Below are 14780 nucleotides of genomic sequence, written 5' to 3'. Positions count from 1 at the left end.
CTTTTCTCACTGCCATTTACGGTGATATGCGCCAAGGGTGGTTTGCGTGCCTTCGGACATCGACCCGAGCGTCTCCATCCACGCGTTTTGCGGCACGAAGTTTTGCGGATCGGCCTTACAACGGTCGATAGCCTGACGCCAGACTTTCGCCACCTGGCTGACATACGCCGGGCTACGCTGGCGGCCTTCGATTTTCACCGAAGCAATATTCGCCGCCATTAGCTCAGGCAGCAGTTCCAGGGTATTGAGACTGGTTGGTTCTTCCAGTGCGTGATAGCGCTCGCCGTCCACCAGATAACGCCCTTTACACAGCGTCGGATAACCTGCGTTTTCGCCGTCCTGATAACGGTCGATCAGCACCTCGTTAAGGCGGGATTCCAGCCCCTGCGGCGTTTGTTGCCAGCGCACGAAGCGGGCAGGAGAACACGCACCCACGGTGTTGGGCGACTCACCGGTCAGATACGACGACAGATAGCAACGTCCTTCCGACATAATGCACAGGCTGCCGAAAGCAAAGACCTCCAGCGGAACTGGCGTGACCCGTGCCAGTTGTTTCACCTGGTGAATCGACAGTACGCGTGGTAGCACCACGCGGGCGACATCAAAATGGCGATGATAAAAGTTAATTGCCTCTTCATTGGTCGCTGAAGCCTGCACCGACACGTGACGCTCAATATGTGGGTAACGCTCGGCGGCGTACTCCAGCATGGCAAGATCGGCAAGGATCAGCGCGTCGGCACCCAGTTGTGCCGCCATATCCACGGCACGTTGCCAGCGGGCGTAGCCGTCCGGGTGCGCAAAAGTGTTAATCGCGATGTGAAGTTTGCGGCGATGTTGATGGACAAAACTCACCGCTTCCTGCAATTTTTTCTCGGTAAAGTTAAGGCCGGCGAAGTGACGGGCATTGGTATCATCTTTTAGCCCGATATAAACAGCATCTGCGCCGTTTTCGATGGCCGCCTTAAGCGCCGGGAGATTTCCGGCAGGGCAGAGCAGCTCCATAATTTTTCCTGAAGGTTGCGCTATCAAAACGCAAAAATGTTAACGAACTGGGATTTTAGTTAACCTTGCTGCGACAATTTTTGATTTAAGGCAGTTAAAGTTGTATTGGTGGTAGCAGCAATTTCATATGGAATTGTTGATTTATACCGCTATGTTATTTTCCTGATATGGCAAAATAGGATGATTGTTGAAACAGGGAGTAAAACTCGTGTTGGATAAACTGCGTTCCCGTATTGTGCATTTGGGGCCATCTCTGTTGAGTGTACCGGTAAAACTGACGCCATTTGCGCTAAAACGCCAGGTTCTTGAGCAAGTCTTAAGCTGGCAATTCCGCCAGGCGCTGGACGATGGCGAGCTGGAGTTCCTTGAAGGCCGCTGGTTAAGTATTCATGTGCGTGATATTGACCTGCAATGGTTTACCTCGGTGGTGAATGGCAAACTGGTCGTTAGCCAGAACGCGCAAGCAGACGTGAGTTTTAGTGCCGACGCCAGCGATTTGCTGATGATCGCAGCGCGTAAACAGGATCCGGATACACTTTTCTTCCAGCGTCGGCTAGTGATTGAAGGTGATACGGAGCTGGGGCTGTATGTGAAAAACCTGATGGACGCCATTGAACTGGAGCAAATGCCAAAAGCCTTACGCATGATGCTGCTGCAACTGGCGGATTTTGTTGAGGCGGGGATGAAAACCACGCCTGAAACCAAACAGACATCGGTAGGTGAACCATGCTAATTCGAGTAGAAATTCCCATTGATGCGCCGGGTATTGATGCCCTGCTGCGTCGTTCATTCGAAAGCGATGCGGAAGCGAAGCTGGTTCACGATCTGCGTGAAGATGGCTTTCTGACGCTGGGACTGGTGGCGACAGATGACGAAGGCCAGGTCATTGGCTATGTGGCATTCAGTCCGGTAGATGTGCAGGGCGAAGACCTGCAATGGGTTGGCATGGCTCCGCTGGCGGTAGATGAAAAATATCGCGGGCAAGGGCTGGCACGCCAACTGGTCTATGAAGGACTGGATTCGCTTAATGAGTTCGGCTATGCCGCAGTGGTAACGCTGGGCGATCCGGCGCTGTACAGCCGTTTTGGCTTTGAACTGGCGGCGCATCACGATCTGCGTTGCCGCTGGCCGGGCACAGAAAGTGCCTTCCTGGTACATCGTTTAGCGGATGACGCGCTGAATGGTGTAACCGGGCTGGTTGAGTACCACGATCACTTCAATCGCTTTTAACCTCCGGGGTTTGCAGGCTACTTAATAACTCTGCAAACCCAGCGCCTTCCGCAACCAGGCATTCTTTCTGTCGTTTGGTCAGTTGCTTGACGCGATATTCCGCCCGTAATGCCAGCGAACGGTCGCCAACCGGTGCGGAAAATGCCAATGTCAGTTTGCCTTTCCCGCGCAGTGCTTTCGCCCCTTTACCGCTTTGATGCTGCTGATAGCGGCGTTCGACGTCCGTGGTGATCCCGGTATAAAGCTTATTGTCGGCGGTACGAATCAAGTAAAGGAACCAGGGTGTCATCGTCTGTGTCACATGTTAAGGTCTGGCCAACAGTATAAAAGAGAACAGAAATGGAAACACTCACCGCAATTAGCCGTTGGCTGGCAAAACAACATGTTGTCACCTGGTGCGTGCAGCAGGACGGGGAACTGTGGTGCGCCAATGCCTTTTATCTTTTTGATGCGCAGAAAGTTGCATTTTACATTTTGACGGAAGAAAAAACGCGCCATGCGCAGATGAGCGGGCCGCAGGCTCCGGTTGCCGGAACGGTAAATGGTCAGCCGAAAACGGTGGCATTAATTCGTGGCGTGCAGTTTAAAGGTGAGATCCGCAGACTGGAAGGTGAGGAAAGTGACCTCGCACGTCAGGCCTATAATCGCCGCTTCCCGGTTGCCCGGACGCTGTCGGCACCGGTGTGGGAAATCCGCCTCGATGAGATAAAATTCACCGACAACACGCTGGGCTTTGGGAAAAAACTGGTCTGGCAACGGTAACCTATAGTTAAACATGAGTACATATACAGGGCCGGAGGCAATATGAGTCAGGTTTTAATTACAGGCGCAACGGGGCTGGTGGGTGGGCATCTACTGCGGATGTTGATTAATGAACCGAAAGTACAGGCTATTGCCGCGCCGACGCGACGCCCATTAGCAGATATGCCGGGAGTCTATAACCCACACGATCCACAATTGACCGACGCGCTGGCGCAGGTCACCGATCCGATAGACATTGTTTTTTGTGCCTTGGCACCACGCGGCGGGAGGCGGGCAGTAAAGAGGCATTTATTCACGCTGATTACACGCTGGTGGTGGATACGGCATTAACCGGACGGCGGCTGGGCGCGCAGCATATGCTGGTGGTCAGTGCGATGGGGGCAAACGCGCATTCACCATTTTTTTATAACCGCGTCAAAGGGGAGATGGAAGAGGCGTTAATTGCTCAGAACTGGCCGAAACTGACCATCGCTCGCCCGTCGATGTTGCTGGGCGATCGTAACAAACAGCGGATGAACGAAACCCTTTTTGCGCCACTGTTCCGTTTGCTACCAGGGAACTGGAAATCCATTGATGCGCGAGACGTGGCGCGGGTAATGCTGGCAGAAGCGATGCGGCCAGAGCATGAAGGCGTGACCATTTTAAGCTCTTCAGAATTACGCAAAAGAGCTGAATAATTATTCCCAATAATTGATGGTGAGCGTAATATTCTCGCGCTCAATTATCATAACTTTTTCCTGGGGAATGCTATGGCTGGTCAGTCTTCATCTCAGGCGGCAACGCCCATTCAGTGGTGGAAACCCGCGCTTTTCTTTCTCGTTGTCATTGCCGGACTCTGGTATGTGAAGTGGCAACCCTACTACGGTAAGGCCTTTACCGCCGCCGAAACCCACAGCATCGGTAAATCAATCCTCGTACAGGCGGATGCCAATCCGTGGCAGGCAGCGTTGGATTACGCGATGATCTACTTTCTTGCAGTATGGAAAGCGGCGGTGCTGGGTGTGCTCCTCGGATCGTTGATTCAGGTATTGATCCCTCGTGACTGGTTGTTGCGCACGCTTGGACAATCGCGCTTTCGCGGGACGTTACTGGGAACGCTGTTTTCACTGCCTGGAATGATGTGTACCTGCTGTGCGGCACCGGTCGCGGCGGGGATGCGCCGCCAACAAGTGTCGATGGGAGGGGCGCTGGCATTCTGGATGGGGAATCCGTTGTTAAACCCAGCAACGCTGGTGTTTATGGGCTTTGTTCTCGGCTGGGGTTTTGCGGCGATTCGCCTGGTGGCGGGTCTGGTGATGGTGTTGCTGATTGCAACACTGGTACAAAAATGGGTGCGTGAGACACCGCAAACGCAGGCACCGGTCGAAATCGACATGCCAGAAGTGCAGGGCAGATTTTTTAGCCGCTGGGGCAGGGCGCTGTGGACGCTTTTCTGGAGTACGATCCCGGTTTATATCCTGGCAGTGCTGGCGTTGGGGGCTGCTCGCGTCTGGCTGTTCCCCCATGCTGATGGCGCTGTCGATAATAGCCTGATGTGGGTGATAGCGATGGCGGTAGCGGGATGCTTGTTTGTCATTCCCACGGCGGCAGAAATTCCGATTGTGCAGACGATGATGCTGGCAGGGATGGGAACCGCTCCGGCGCTGGCATTATTGATGACCCTTCCGGCGGTGAGTTTGCCGTCGTTAGTTATGCTGCGCAAAGCGTTTCCGGCGAAGGCATTATGGCTGACGGGAGCGATGGTGGCGGTATCGGGTGTTATTGTCGGCAGTCTGGCGCTGTTGTTCTGATTCGAGGGAAAACATGTCGGATGCGGCGCAAGCGCCTTATCCGACCTGTGGTTTGTGCCATTGTAGGCCTGATAAGACGCGGCAGCGTCACATCAGGCTTTACAAAGAGCTGTTATTTAATAAACGTAAATGCCGTGGTCACACGTTTCACACCACTCACCCGGCTGGCAATATCTGCCGCCGCTTTCGCCTCACGCTCAGTCACCAGCCCCATCAGGAACACTTCGCCGTTTTCGGTGGTTACTTTCACGTTAGACGATTTCACCAGGTCGCTTGCCAGCAACTGCGAGCGAACTTTAGTGGTGATCCACGTATCATTCGACGCTTCGCCCAGACCAATTGGTTGGCCCTGACGAATCTCGTTATACACTTCGTTGGCACCGTCTACGCCCATCGCAATCTGTTTTGCACGAGCCGAAAGTTCGGTGTTTGGTGACTGCCCAACCAGCAGCACTTTGCCCTGATAGGCCGTTACATTAATGCGCGCTTCTTTCTTAATTTGTTCATCTTTCGACAATGCGCTGTTAACGCGCACTTCCAGGGTGCCATCGTCCACCTGGGTGCCGACACTGCGCGGATCGGTCGCTGCTTTAGTTCCCACAGCGGCTGTACCCACTACGGCAGCAGCAACACAACCTTGCAACAGCAGTGCGGAAATAAGGACTGCGATTGGCGATAATGCCTTCATGTATTCTCCTTAATCATCCTGGTGAGGGAAAAGCGTGTTATCGATCAGATCGCACAGGCAATTTACCGTCAGCATGTGCATTTCTTGAATGCGAGCACTACGATGCGAAGGAATACGGATCTCCACGTCTTGCGGCCCTAACAACCCTGCAAGTTCACCGCCGTCATAGCCGGTTAATGCCACAATAGTCATATCACGCGTAACGGCGGCTTCAACAGCTTTAACGATATCGCGGCTGTTACCGCGAGTAGAAATGGCTAACAGCACATCTCCCGCATGTCCCAGCGCCCGTACCTGTTTTGCATATACTTCATCATGCAAGCGATCATTGGCAATCGCCGTTAAGACAACATTATCAGTATTTAGTGCAATGGCAGGTAAGCTGGGCCGCTCCGTTTCGAAACGGTTGATCATGCTGGCAGCAAAATGCTGTGCGTTGGCAGCGGAAGTCCCATTACCACAACAGAGGATTTTGTTGCCATTAAGCAGAGACTGAACCAGCGTCATGGCTGCACGGGAGATGGCATCCGGAAGCGCCTCTGCCGCCGCAATTTGAGTTTGAATGCTTTCAGTGAAGCAAGCTTTTATTCTTTCTAGCACGCTAATCCTTAAACCTTAATTATGAGTGGTCATTAAAGGCATCCTTAATCCACTCAACATCATTCCCGGTGAAGGCTACCACATCGAACCGGCAATCCACAGTATCAAAACTCCCATTATGGCGCGCGAGCCACAAGCGGGCAGTCTGTAATAATTTGTGTTGTTTGCTACGGGTCACACTGGCTGCTGCGCCGCCGTAGAGTGCAGAGCGGCGGTAACGCACCTCGACAAAAACGGTGGTCTGGCCTTCACGCATTATCAAATCGATCTCGCCGCCACGCTCGTTCACGTTGGCGGCGACAAACTGCAGTCCTTTGCCTTCCAGCCAGCGACGCGCTTGTTTTTCCCACGCATCGCCGGTCTGTTTAGTGGTTAACTGGCGGGGACTACCTGACCTTGTTGGTACTGTAGCCATGATAACTTCCTGTTAATCACGCAATCCGGGTTAGCCGTCAGACCTCCGGTATTACCGTTGATTTCAAACCCCTGAACCTGGCGCATTTGCGAGAAATGATTCGCCAGTGACCAGGCATCGACACCCATTGCATACATTCGCGCCAGCGAATAATCGTTGTTCACAGCACTGAGTGCCTGCTGCATTAATGACAGGTTACTCCCTGCCAGCATTGGGATTTCACTGTACTGTAAACCTTCCATCTCCAGGCGGAAATCAGGACCCGCGGCGCCTTGTGCGCTGCGGGAGCTGGCGTACAGCGTTGCGCCGCTCTGGCTGCCGTTACGCATGGTAATCATCGGCTTGATGAAGGCGATTTCGCCTGGCGTTGCCACAATGTATACCGCATCGACACGACCGCCATTATTGGTGAACTGGTCATCGGTTGGCGTGGTTTGCAGCGTTGGGTTGTTTGTGGTCATGCCGGAATCGGTTGTCGTTCTGGGGGTAATCGGACTCCCCGTTAAAGCGATACCTGAACCGCCGTTGACACCCGCGCGTAATTCGCTGGTAGAGCCGAATTTTTGTTGTAGAACGGTGCCGCCGCCCAGTTTCTGCCACTCTTGCGCAAACGCATTTGCTACGCGATCACCCAGCGAACTGCGCGGGATCAGCACCAGCGGCGCTTGTTTGCCCTGGTCACGAATATGACGTGCTGCATCGCGCGCTTCATCTTCCGGCGACAGCGCGAAATAACAGATGTTGGCACGGTTTTCGATATTTTCCGGCTGGTTAAGCGCCAGCACGTTCAGCGGGGTGTTGCTCTTCAGCAACTCTTCAACGTTATTTTTCAGCAGCGGGCCGACCACAATACTCGCGCCGTCCTGCTGTACCTGGTTGAGGATCTGGCTAAGCGGTTGTGAAGAAGTATCGTAGATTTTCAGTTCTGCTGACGGATTTGCTGGTGCGCTTACTGCTGCGGTGGTTGCAGTTGGGGTGTTTACAGGCACCGGCTGTGCCTCGGTTTCTTCACCCGTCAGATCGCTAACAGAGGCCTGTGCCGGGCTGGCAACGCCATCCACGGTTTGCGGTTGGGGCTGTTCTGTGACGTCCGCGGCAGGTGCGGCAGCTACCTGCGCTGCTACTGGTTGAGTACCGATATTTTTCGCCGCTTCAAATCCTTGCTGAATAGTGCGACCAAACACCGCAGCCTGACCATTCAACGGCAACAGCAGGGCGATTTTATTGGTTGACGCTGGTTTAAACGCTTTTACGTTTACCAACTGCGTTGGCAGCATTTTCGCGCCCGGATTGTTCGGGTAACGTTTCTGCCAGTCGGCAATGCCGGCCTTCATCATGTCGGGATCGTTGCGGTTATCAAACCAGACGCGTTGCAGATCCAGCCAGCCTTGCAGGATATTTTCGTCGGCGTTGATCACCAGCGTATTCGCCTGCTCCTGAGTCATGGAGGAGAGCGCCTGCCAGGTAGCGTCAATATTTTGCTGTTTTTCTTTCGCCCCGAGCAGCGGTTCCTGAGCAATTAAAGCGCGCAATAAATCAATGGAAGGACGCCCCTGGCTGGCATCGATTTTTGCCTGCCAGTAACGTGCCTGCTGGTTTGGCTCTAAATCTGCCGGAGTAATTTTAACCAGCAAGGTTTGCGCGCCAGTAAAATCCTTCTGTGCCAGTTTAATTTCTACTGCCAGCAGAGTTTTCTCGCGACGCTGGGTATCGTTCAGTTCCTGCGGCAGTTGGTTAAATAATTCTACCGCTTGCCCGGTTTTACCTTCTTTCACCAGTGCACGAATGGCGAGTAATTGCCAGTTGATCCTGGTATCATCAGAGCTTTGCTGCATCTGCTGCAGATAAAAGGCAGAATCAGCCTGCGCCGTGCCCTGCATATAGGCAGTGGACTGATCGGGGGTATGGGTGCCACAACCGGCGAAAATCAGGGCTGCCAGAACAACAGGCAGACAACGCGCGGCTTTCAAACGAGAAAATGTTGAGGGTACCATAATGTATCCAGTGATATTTTTTTTACGCAATGCTCAATATTAAATCGGCAATACGGACGACACAATGAAACAACACCAATCGGCGGATAATTCTCAAGGTCAGCTCTACATTGTACCGACGCCAATCGGCAATCTGGCAGATATCACCCAGCGTGCGCTGGAGGTATTGCAGGCCGTTGATCTGATTGCCGCCGAGGATACGCGTCATACCGGTTTACTGCTGCAACATTTTGGGATTAACGCCCGATTGTTCGCCTTGCACGACCATAACGAACAACAGAAAGCAGAAACACTGCTGGCGAAACTGCAAGAGGGGCAAAACATTGCGCTGGTGTCCGATGCCGGAACGCCGCTGATTAACGACCCTGGCTACCATCTGGTGCGCACCTGCCGTGAAGCGGATATTCGCGTGGTGCCGCTACCGGGGCCGTGTGCTGCCATTACAGCATTAAGCGCCGCGGGTTTGCCATCAGATCGTTTTTGTTATGAAGGTTTCCTGCCTGCTAAATCAAAAGGTCGCCGTGATGCGCTAAAAGCCATTGAAACGGAACCGCGCACGCTGATTTTTTATGAATCCACCCACCGTCTGTTAGACAGCCTGGAAGATATTGTCGCGGTGCTGGGCGAATCGCGCTACGTAGTGCTGGCTCGCGAACTGACCAAAACCTGGGAAAACATTCACGGCGCGCCCGTAGGCGAACTGCTGGCGTGGGTAAAAGAAGATGAAAATCGCCGCAAAGGTGAAATGGTGCTGATTGTCGAAGGGCATAAAGCACAGGAGGATGATTTGCCCGCCGATGCGCTGCGCACGCTGGCGCTGTTGCAGGCAGAACTGCCGCTGAAAAAAGCGGCGGCGCTGGCAGCAGAAATTCACGGCGTGAAGAAAAACGCGCTGTATAAGTATGCGCTGGAGCAGCAAGGGGAGTGATATATCTCCGGGGCCCCGTTTGAAGAACCCAGGGGCCACTTGCTTTTGCCTGGCTTAGGGGGATGTTAACGATGACGCATCCCATCAATCAAACATGTGAAATGGTTATGTAGCCATAAAAACGAAGCGGGGATAGTGGTGGAGACTGTGGCTGTGAGAAAACGTTCTGTCGCATCCTGCTTTCCTTCGCCAGTCACCAGTAGCAAAACTTCGCGGGCATTGAGAATATCCTTCAAGCCTAAGGTGATCCCCCGGGTCACGGGGTGACCAGCGGTTTTTAACATCTCATGTTGCTGGGTTTTCACATCAAGTTGGCTGATATGGCAGGCCGGTTGCAGGCTTTCTCCCGGTTCGTTCAGTCCCAGATGACCGTTTTTCCCCAATCCGAGAACGCACAAATCGAGACCACCTTTGCGCGCAATTAAATCCGTTACCCGCTCGCACTCTGTCTCGTTTATCCCTTCGGAACGAAAGCTGATGAGCTGGTCTTCACGTAACCCCAGCGGCTGCACGATATGTTGCTGAAGGAAGGTTTCGCAGGTGCCGGGCGCGGTTAATGGCAGATCTACCCATTCGTCGAGCTTCACGAAGGTCAGTTGGCTGGCATCAACGTGCTGCTGGTGGATTTTTTCCACCAGATAACTGTAGGTAAGCACGGGGGTTGCGCCGGTCGCGAGGCAGATGACTGCATTGGGGGTGTTGCGGATTAACGTCAGCAAATGTTCGCTGGCGTGTTCACTGAGCGCAGTGTAGTCATCGAAGTGCTGTAAGGTTTGCATGAGGAGAAATTCCTTGTGTAGAGAGGCACCGTCAGGCGCGATGCGAAGACCGATGACAAACGCTAAATTGCCTGATGTGCTACGCTTATCAGGCCTACGTGATCTCTGCAATATATTGAATTTGTGTGCTTTTGTAGGCCGGACAAGGCGTTCACGCCGCATCCGGCATGAACAAAGCGCACTTTGTCAACAATCTGAGGCACCGTCAGGCGCAGTGCCTCATTCCATTTACAAAATACCGAATGCGGAACAAACGATGGAAAGCACGAACGTGACGGCGATTAACAGCACCGGATGCGCTTTTTTCACCCGTAATAAGTAATACATCAACAGGGTGTAAGCCATCGGCAAAATATTCGGGAAGACTTTATCGAAGAAATCCTGTTGCAGCGCGACGCTGTGAGTACTGTCGATAGCAAACGACGTCACGACGTTAATATGTACATACGAAGCGATCAGCCCGCCGATTACCGTGATCCCGAGGATAGTTGCCGAACGGGCGATCATCTGCGAGTTCTCTCGCACTTTATCAATCGCCTTCACACCGACCGAATAACCAACGTGAGTCCAGCCAACGCGCAGGAAAAAGATAAGCAGGTAAACGGCGAAAAACAGAATCGGCCCCAACAGGTTTCCCTGGCTGGCAAACGATGAGCAAATCCCTGCCATAATCGGCAATAAGGTAAACCAGAAAATCGCATCGCCAATCCCGGCGATTGGGCCAAACAGCGCCACTTTGAGGCCTTTAATGGTGTCGCGATTTTCCCCTTTCTCTTCCATCGAAATGAGTAATCCCATCAGGAATCCGACCAGATTCGGGTGGGTGTTAATAAATTCGAGGTTATCTTTCATCGCCGCGCTTAAGCCCGGTTTGTCGTCCTTATAAATCTTTTTCAGGATCGGCAACATCGCCCAGGTAAATCCCCCCGCCTGCATCCTTTCGTAGTTAAAGCTCGCTTGCAGCAGCGATGAACGAAAGCCCAGACGGGTGATATCTTTTTTACTGATTTCAGATCCCATTGCTGTAGTCCTCTTCTTCATTTTTACTGGCAACGGGCTGCGGTTGCGCTTGCTGCCGGGATTTCGCATTGAAAAATTCATACACCGCAAAACCTGCCCCCAGTACGGCGACCGGTAACAGGTTGCTGACCTGGATGTAGCAAACAAACAGGAAACCGGCGATCAGGTAAGGGATGTATTGCGCTTTGAACATCACGCGCAGCAGCAGACCAAAACCAACGGCAGGTAAAATACCGCCGGCCACTTCAAAACCATGAGTCAACCAGGCTGGCATCGCCTTTACCAGCGCCTGCATCGCGCCTTGCGCCAGGTAGGTACAAAGAAACGCAATCACTGCATATGAAGAGGCAACAATCAGCATCGTTATCCAGTTAAGTCGGGAAAACGCGGCCGTATCCGCCTCTTTCGCGCATTTATCCGCTTTGGTCATAAATAATGAGAAAGCGGAATAGAAAAACAGAATGACGTACTGCATTAACAAACTAAACGGCAGGCCAAGACCAATTGCCGTTTTGGCATCCACCCCCGTAGACCACGCAATGACGGTAGTCATCAGACCCGCCATGATAGGGTTGGGCGGTTGAACACCACCGGCAGGGGTTAATCCGGCGAACGCCAGTTCTGTCAGACCACCGGTAATTAAGCCGGTCTGAATATCACCGAGTATTGCTCCAGTAAGGGTACAAACGATTATCGGACGGAATAAAAACAAGGCTTCCAGCCAAAAATCAATCCCCAGAACGAAAACTAATGCCGCCAGGGATAGCCCCTGAATTAGGGTTATTTCATGCATTTTTATTACCTCAAACCAATATTAAGGCGATTTTAGATTTAGTCAGGTATTTGTTCTTTTTGATCACCGGGGACGTCCTGAATAAAAACATTCACGCCGCGTTGCTTAATAAAACGTAAATCAGCGAGATCCTGAAAATCGACATAAACTTTACTGCTGATTTGCTTTTTCCCTTCCGAGAAATGCATATTGCCGACGTTAACGTCTTTCAGTTCTATTCCCCCTTCCACCAATTTACGTACTGTTTGCGGTGTACGGCAAATCAGGAATATCTTCTGATGTGGTGCAGCTTTGCCGATGACGTTAATGGTTTTTTCGACAGTAAAGAAACGAATGCCAAAACCGTAAGTTTCCGCGGTAATGCCCATTAATTTCTGTTGAATATCATCATTAGCGACAACATCATCCACGACCACCAGCAAATTTGCGCCGATGGTGGATGTCCAGGTAACGCCAACCTGGCCATGAACCAGACGATTATCAATACGGGTTAAGAGAATATTTGGACTGCTCATTTTTAATCCTCACCATAAAAGTTGAATAATATAATTTATTTAAATATATTACTGTTGCGATATTATATTGGTGTATTTATTAAATTTTAATAATCTCCTTTGCCATTAAGGCACTACCCGATATTAACCGGGCAGCACACTCAAATAAATCGTAAAAAATCAATAATTACGCGGAAATTCTATTTTCTGAACCACAGACATTAATTTTGTTTCTGACAACTTCTTTCATTGCATCCATGCCGACGCGCATATAATAACGAGGATCATTACCTTGCGGATTTTCCGCAAACCAGGCTTTTACTGCGCCAGCGAAGGCTATTTTTAATTCCGTGGCAACGTTCACTTTTGTGACGCCAAGTTCAATAGTGCGACGGACAAATTCATCCGGGACATCGCTGGCACCATGCAGCACCAGTGGAATATCCACCACTTCACGAATTTCCGCCAGTCGCTGGAAATCAATCTTCGGCGTTTTGCTGTATAACCCGTGCGCCGTACCAATCGCCACCGCCAGGCTGTCGACGCCCGTTAGTTCGACAAAGCGTTTAGCTTCTTGTGGGTCGGTAAGGAATGCGCTTTCGGCGTCAACGCTCATATCATCTTCCACACCGCCCAGGCGACCCAGTTCCGCTTCCACGCTGCAATCCTGCGAGTGGCAGAAGTCGACAACCCATTTCACCAGCTTCACGTTCTCGACAAACGGGAAGTGACTGCCGTCGATCATCGCACTGCGCACGCCGGCGTGGACTTTACGGCGAATATCATCCAGCGATTCGTGGTGGTCGAGATGCAGCGCCAGCGGCATGTTGTAGGTCGTGGAATAGGCGCTACACAGGGCGTAGATCTCTTCCAGGGCGATATGTTTAAAGGTGCCCGGCGTCCCGGCGAGGATCACCGGCGATCGCATTTCACTACATACTTCGAGGATCGCCTGGATCGTCTCGGCGTTATGAATGTTAAAGGCAGGCACTGCGTAACCATTGGCCAGGGCATCCTGTAACAGATATTTGGTGGAGATAATGCTCATAATGCGATCCTCTTATGCCTGCCACGGATGAATAATGACACCTTGCACCACACGGTTAACGGTGCCGCTGGCTGATGGGGTATCCGGCGTATTGCCCATATGCAGCGACTGCATCAGTGCAAACGTCTGAGCGTATATCAGGAAGCAAAATGCCTGCTCAACGTCGATAAAGTGACGGGACGGCGGCAGGATGATATGCGGACCCGCAGTGATAATGTCGTTGCTTTCAGCGGCGATGGCGATCACGCGCATTGCCTGGTTATCGCGGCGTAATTCTGCCAGCAGATCAAGATCATACTGACGGGTATAAGGGTGGCTGGAGACAAACACCACCACCAGCGTTTCGTCATTGACCAGCGATTTCGGGCCATGACGGAATCCGGTTGGGGAATCATAAAAGGCCGCCAGCTTACCCGCAGTCAGTTCCAGTACCTTCAACGCCGACTCGCGTGCCGCGCCTTGTAAGCCACCGCTGCCGAGATAAACGATCCGTTTCCACGGCGCGTAACCAAACACACCTTCGCTGAAATCGCCCAGCGAGGTCAGGATTACCTGGCAACGATCCGCCACGTCACGGAAGGTCTGGCTGTTGATCGTCTCTGGCGCGAAAACCGCGAGGCAACTGGCCATCATGGTGGTAATGCTGCTGGTCATCGCAAAGCCGCGATCGTGCGTTTCTGCTGGCATCAGCAGGGCAAACGCGTTGTCGCTGTTAATCGCATTTTGATAGAGATCGCCCGCTTCGTTACAAGTGATCGGCAAGTGGTAGCACTCCGGCACAAACTGATTCGCCAGTTCCACGGCAGCGACGCTTTCCGGGCTGTTGCCGGAACGACCGAAGGAGATCAGCAGCAGAGGATGAGCTGGATTCAGGTAATCCATTGGATTAGTGACCAGATCGGTGGTCGGTACGGCGCTGAAGTTTTTTCCAGTCTGGCTGGCGAGCCATGGCGCGATGATGTCACCGATAAATGCCGAGGTTCCGGCTCCGGTCAGGATGATCCGCAGATCCTCTTTGCGCAGTAACGGTTCAAGGAAGTTATCGAGCGCAGAACGTAACGTGTCGATGTTGGTGAGCGAACGGATCCATGCGCGAGGCTGATGGCGGATCTCTTCTTCAGTCCATGTGCCGGTGGTTGCAGCAGCAGGGGTGTAATTTTCTGGCATAACGCAATCCTTAGTCTGATGAACTTGACTTCAGGCGGGTAGCTTTCGCTTGCCTTTCGTTTCATTTCAC

17 protein-coding genes and 1 pseudogene are annotated in these 14780 nt (G+C 52.3%); 6 read left to right on the top strand and 12 right to left on the bottom strand.

Annotation, left to right across the window (positions count from 1 at the left end; all coding sequences use genetic code 11):
• Nucleotides 1-6: 6 nt before the first annotated feature.
• Nucleotides 7-1002 carry a ubiquinone anaerobic biosynthesis protein UbiU gene (gene ubiU / locus ESM_RS0115780; protein WP_001517155.1) on the bottom strand — a complete coding sequence of 332 codons (996 nt, stop codon included), beginning with the start codon at nt 1000-1002 and terminating at the stop codon, nt 7-9.
• 208 nt (nt 1003-1210) lie between these two features.
• Here ubiU and ubiT point away from each other — a divergent pair, with 208 nt between their 5' ends.
• On the top strand, nt 1211-1735 hold the full coding sequence (gene ubiT, locus ESM_RS0115775; RefSeq protein ID WP_001517154.1) for a ubiquinone anaerobic biosynthesis accessory factor UbiT: 525 nt from the start codon (nt 1211-1213) through the stop codon (nt 1733-1735).
• Nucleotides 1729-2232, top strand: coding sequence for a GNAT family N-acetyltransferase (locus ESM_RS0115770; protein ID WP_000908549.1), 504 nt, complete (start codon nt 1729-1731; stop codon nt 2230-2232). Before ubiT ends, ESM_RS0115770 begins: the two co-directional genes overlap by 7 nt.
• Here ESM_RS0115770 and yhbQ read toward each other — a convergent pair.
• Complete coding sequence (gene yhbQ / locus ESM_RS0115765; RefSeq protein ID WP_000189335.1) at nt 2219-2521, bottom strand: DNA damage response exodeoxyribonuclease YhbQ; 303 nt, start codon at nt 2519-2521, stop codon at nt 2219-2221. The genes ESM_RS0115770 and yhbQ overlap by 14 nt on opposite strands.
• A 50-nt stretch (nt 2522-2571) precedes the next feature.
• Here yhbQ and ESM_RS0115760 point away from each other — a divergent pair, with 50 nt between their 5' ends.
• The 3 genes and pseudogenes from ESM_RS0115760 to ESM_RS0115750 all read left to right on the top strand — a co-directional run bounded on the left by ESM_RS0115760 (nt 2572) and on the right by ESM_RS0115750 (nt 4784).
• Complete coding sequence (locus tag ESM_RS0115760) at nt 2572-2994, top strand: YhbP family protein (RefSeq protein WP_000449448.1); 423 nt, start codon at nt 2572-2574, stop codon at nt 2992-2994.
• Between the two features lie 42 nt (nt 2995-3036).
• Nucleotides 3037-3671: pseudogene (locus ESM_RS01000000125065) on the top strand (NAD(P)H-binding protein).
• 72 nt (nt 3672-3743) lie between these two features.
• Nucleotides 3744-4784 (top strand): permease, encoded by a 1041-nt coding sequence (locus tag ESM_RS0115750; protein ID WP_000918622.1) that lies wholly within the window; start codon nt 3744-3746, stop codon nt 4782-4784.
• Nucleotides 4785-4896: 112 nt separating this feature from the next.
• On the opposite strand, the gene dolP is transcribed toward ESM_RS0115750, so the two are convergent.
• The 4 genes from dolP to lpoA are packed head-to-tail and all read right to left on the bottom strand — an operon-like array spanning nt 4897 to nt 8481.
• Nucleotides 4897-5472 carry a division/outer membrane stress-associated lipid-binding lipoprotein gene (gene dolP, locus ESM_RS0115745; RefSeq protein WP_000646038.1) on the bottom strand — a complete coding sequence of 192 codons (576 nt, stop codon included), beginning with the start codon at nt 5470-5472 and terminating at the stop codon, nt 4897-4899.
• 9 nt (nt 5473-5481) lie between these two features.
• The gene (gene diaA, locus ESM_RS0115740; RefSeq protein WP_000893477.1) at nt 5482-6072 is read right to left on the bottom strand and encodes a DnaA initiator-associating protein DiaA; all 591 of its coding nucleotides are present in this window, start codon (nt 6070-6072) and stop codon (nt 5482-5484) included.
• 19 nt (nt 6073-6091) lie between these two features.
• Entirely contained in the window at nt 6092-6487 is a 396-nt protein-coding gene (locus ESM_RS0115735) for a YraN family protein (protein WP_000246845.1), read from the bottom strand.
• Complete coding sequence (gene lpoA / locus ESM_RS0115730; protein ID WP_000249173.1) at nt 6445-8481, bottom strand: penicillin-binding protein activator LpoA; 2037 nt, start codon at nt 8479-8481, stop codon at nt 6445-6447. Before lpoA ends, ESM_RS0115735 begins: the two co-directional genes overlap by 43 nt.
• Nucleotides 8482-8545: 64 nt before the next feature.
• Here lpoA and rsmI point away from each other — a divergent pair, with 64 nt between their 5' ends.
• Nucleotides 8546-9409, top strand: coding sequence for a 16S rRNA (cytidine(1402)-2'-O)-methyltransferase (gene rsmI, locus ESM_RS0115725; protein WP_000809251.1), 864 nt, complete (start codon nt 8546-8548; stop codon nt 9407-9409).
• Nucleotides 9410-9474: 65 nt separating this feature from the next.
• Here the strand turns inward: rsmI and ESM_RS0115720 are convergent, their stop codons facing one another.
• From ESM_RS0115720 to ESM_RS0115695, 6 genes are all read right to left on the bottom strand, one after another.
• The gene (locus ESM_RS0115720) at nt 9475-10188 is read right to left on the bottom strand and encodes a galactosamine-6-phosphate isomerase (RefSeq protein WP_001194135.1); all 714 of its coding nucleotides are present in this window, start codon (nt 10186-10188) and stop codon (nt 9475-9477) included.
• A 228-nt stretch (nt 10189-10416) separates the two neighbouring features.
• Complete coding sequence (gene agaD / locus ESM_RS0115715) at nt 10417-11208, bottom strand: PTS galactosamine transporter subunit IID (RefSeq protein ID WP_000534352.1); 792 nt, start codon at nt 11206-11208, stop codon at nt 10417-10419.
• Nucleotides 11198-12001, bottom strand: coding sequence for a PTS galactosamine transporter subunit IIC (agaC, locus tag ESM_RS0115710; protein ID WP_000544465.1), 804 nt, complete (start codon nt 11999-12001; stop codon nt 11198-11200). Before agaC ends, agaD begins: the two co-directional genes overlap by 11 nt.
• A 38-nt stretch (nt 12002-12039) precedes the next feature.
• Complete coding sequence (agaB, locus tag ESM_RS0115705) at nt 12040-12516, bottom strand: PTS galactosamine transporter subunit IIB (protein ID WP_000098037.1); 477 nt, start codon at nt 12514-12516, stop codon at nt 12040-12042.
• Between the two features lie 166 nt (nt 12517-12682).
• Complete coding sequence (gene kbaY, locus ESM_RS0115700) at nt 12683-13543, bottom strand: tagatose-bisphosphate aldolase subunit KbaY (RefSeq protein WP_000022752.1); 861 nt, start codon at nt 13541-13543, stop codon at nt 12683-12685.
• 12 nt (nt 13544-13555) lie between these two features.
• A complete protein-coding gene (locus tag ESM_RS0115695; protein WP_001114899.1) occupies nt 13556-14710 on the bottom strand; it encodes an AgaS family sugar isomerase in 1155 nt (384 codons plus the stop codon).
• Nucleotides 14711-14780: the final 70 nt, after the last annotated feature.

This window comes from Escherichia sp. TW09308 (assembly GCF_000208565.1).
Taxonomy (GTDB): Bacteria; Pseudomonadota; Gammaproteobacteria; order Enterobacterales; family Enterobacteriaceae; genus Escherichia; species Escherichia marmotae.
The sequence above is the reverse complement of the archived record's forward strand: the minus strand, read 5'-3'. Positions and strand labels throughout refer to the sequence as shown.

Coding starts and splice junctions, on each gene's coding strand:
- ESM_RS0115720 (WP_001194135.1), bottom strand. CDS start 10,188: ATGCAAACCTTACAGCACTTCGATGACTACACTGCGCTCAGTGAACAC.
- agaC (WP_000544465.1), bottom strand. CDS start 12,001: ATGCATGAAATAACCCTAATTCAGGGGCTATCCCTGGCGGCATTAGTT.
- ubiU (WP_001517155.1), bottom strand. CDS start 1,002: ATGGAGCTGCTCTGCCCTGCCGGAAATCTCCCGGCGCTTAAGGCGGCC.
- dolP (WP_000646038.1), bottom strand. CDS start 5,472: ATGAAGGCATTATCGCCAATCGCAGTCCTTATTTCCGCACTGCTGTTG.
- agaB (WP_000098037.1), bottom strand. CDS start 12,516: ATGAGCAGTCCAAATATTCTCTTAACCCGTATTGATAATCGTCTGGTT.
- ESM_RS0115750 (WP_000918622.1), top strand. CDS start 3,744: ATGGCTGGTCAGTCTTCATCTCAGGCGGCAACGCCCATTCAGTGGTGG.
- ESM_RS0115760 (WP_000449448.1), top strand. CDS start 2,572: ATGGAAACACTCACCGCAATTAGCCGTTGGCTGGCAAAACAACATGTT.
- rsmI (WP_000809251.1), top strand. CDS start 8,546: ATGAAACAACACCAATCGGCGGATAATTCTCAAGGTCAGCTCTACATT.
- ESM_RS0115770 (WP_000908549.1), top strand. CDS start 1,729: ATGCTAATTCGAGTAGAAATTCCCATTGATGCGCCGGGTATTGATGCC.
- agaD (WP_000534352.1), bottom strand. CDS start 11,208: ATGGGATCTGAAATCAGTAAAAAAGATATCACCCGTCTGGGCTTTCGT.
- ESM_RS0115735 (WP_000246845.1), bottom strand. CDS start 6,487: ATGGCTACAGTACCAACAAGGTCAGGTAGTCCCCGCCAGTTAACCACT.
- ESM_RS0115695 (WP_001114899.1), bottom strand. CDS start 14,710: ATGCCAGAAAATTACACCCCTGCTGCTGCAACCACCGGCACATGGACT.
- kbaY (WP_000022752.1), bottom strand. CDS start 13,543: ATGAGCATTATCTCCACCAAATATCTGTTACAGGATGCCCTGGCCAAT.
- yhbQ (WP_000189335.1), bottom strand. CDS start 2,521: ATGACACCCTGGTTCCTTTACTTGATTCGTACCGCCGACAATAAGCTT.
- lpoA (WP_000249173.1), bottom strand. CDS start 8,481: ATGGTACCCTCAACATTTTCTCGTTTGAAAGCCGCGCGTTGTCTGCCT.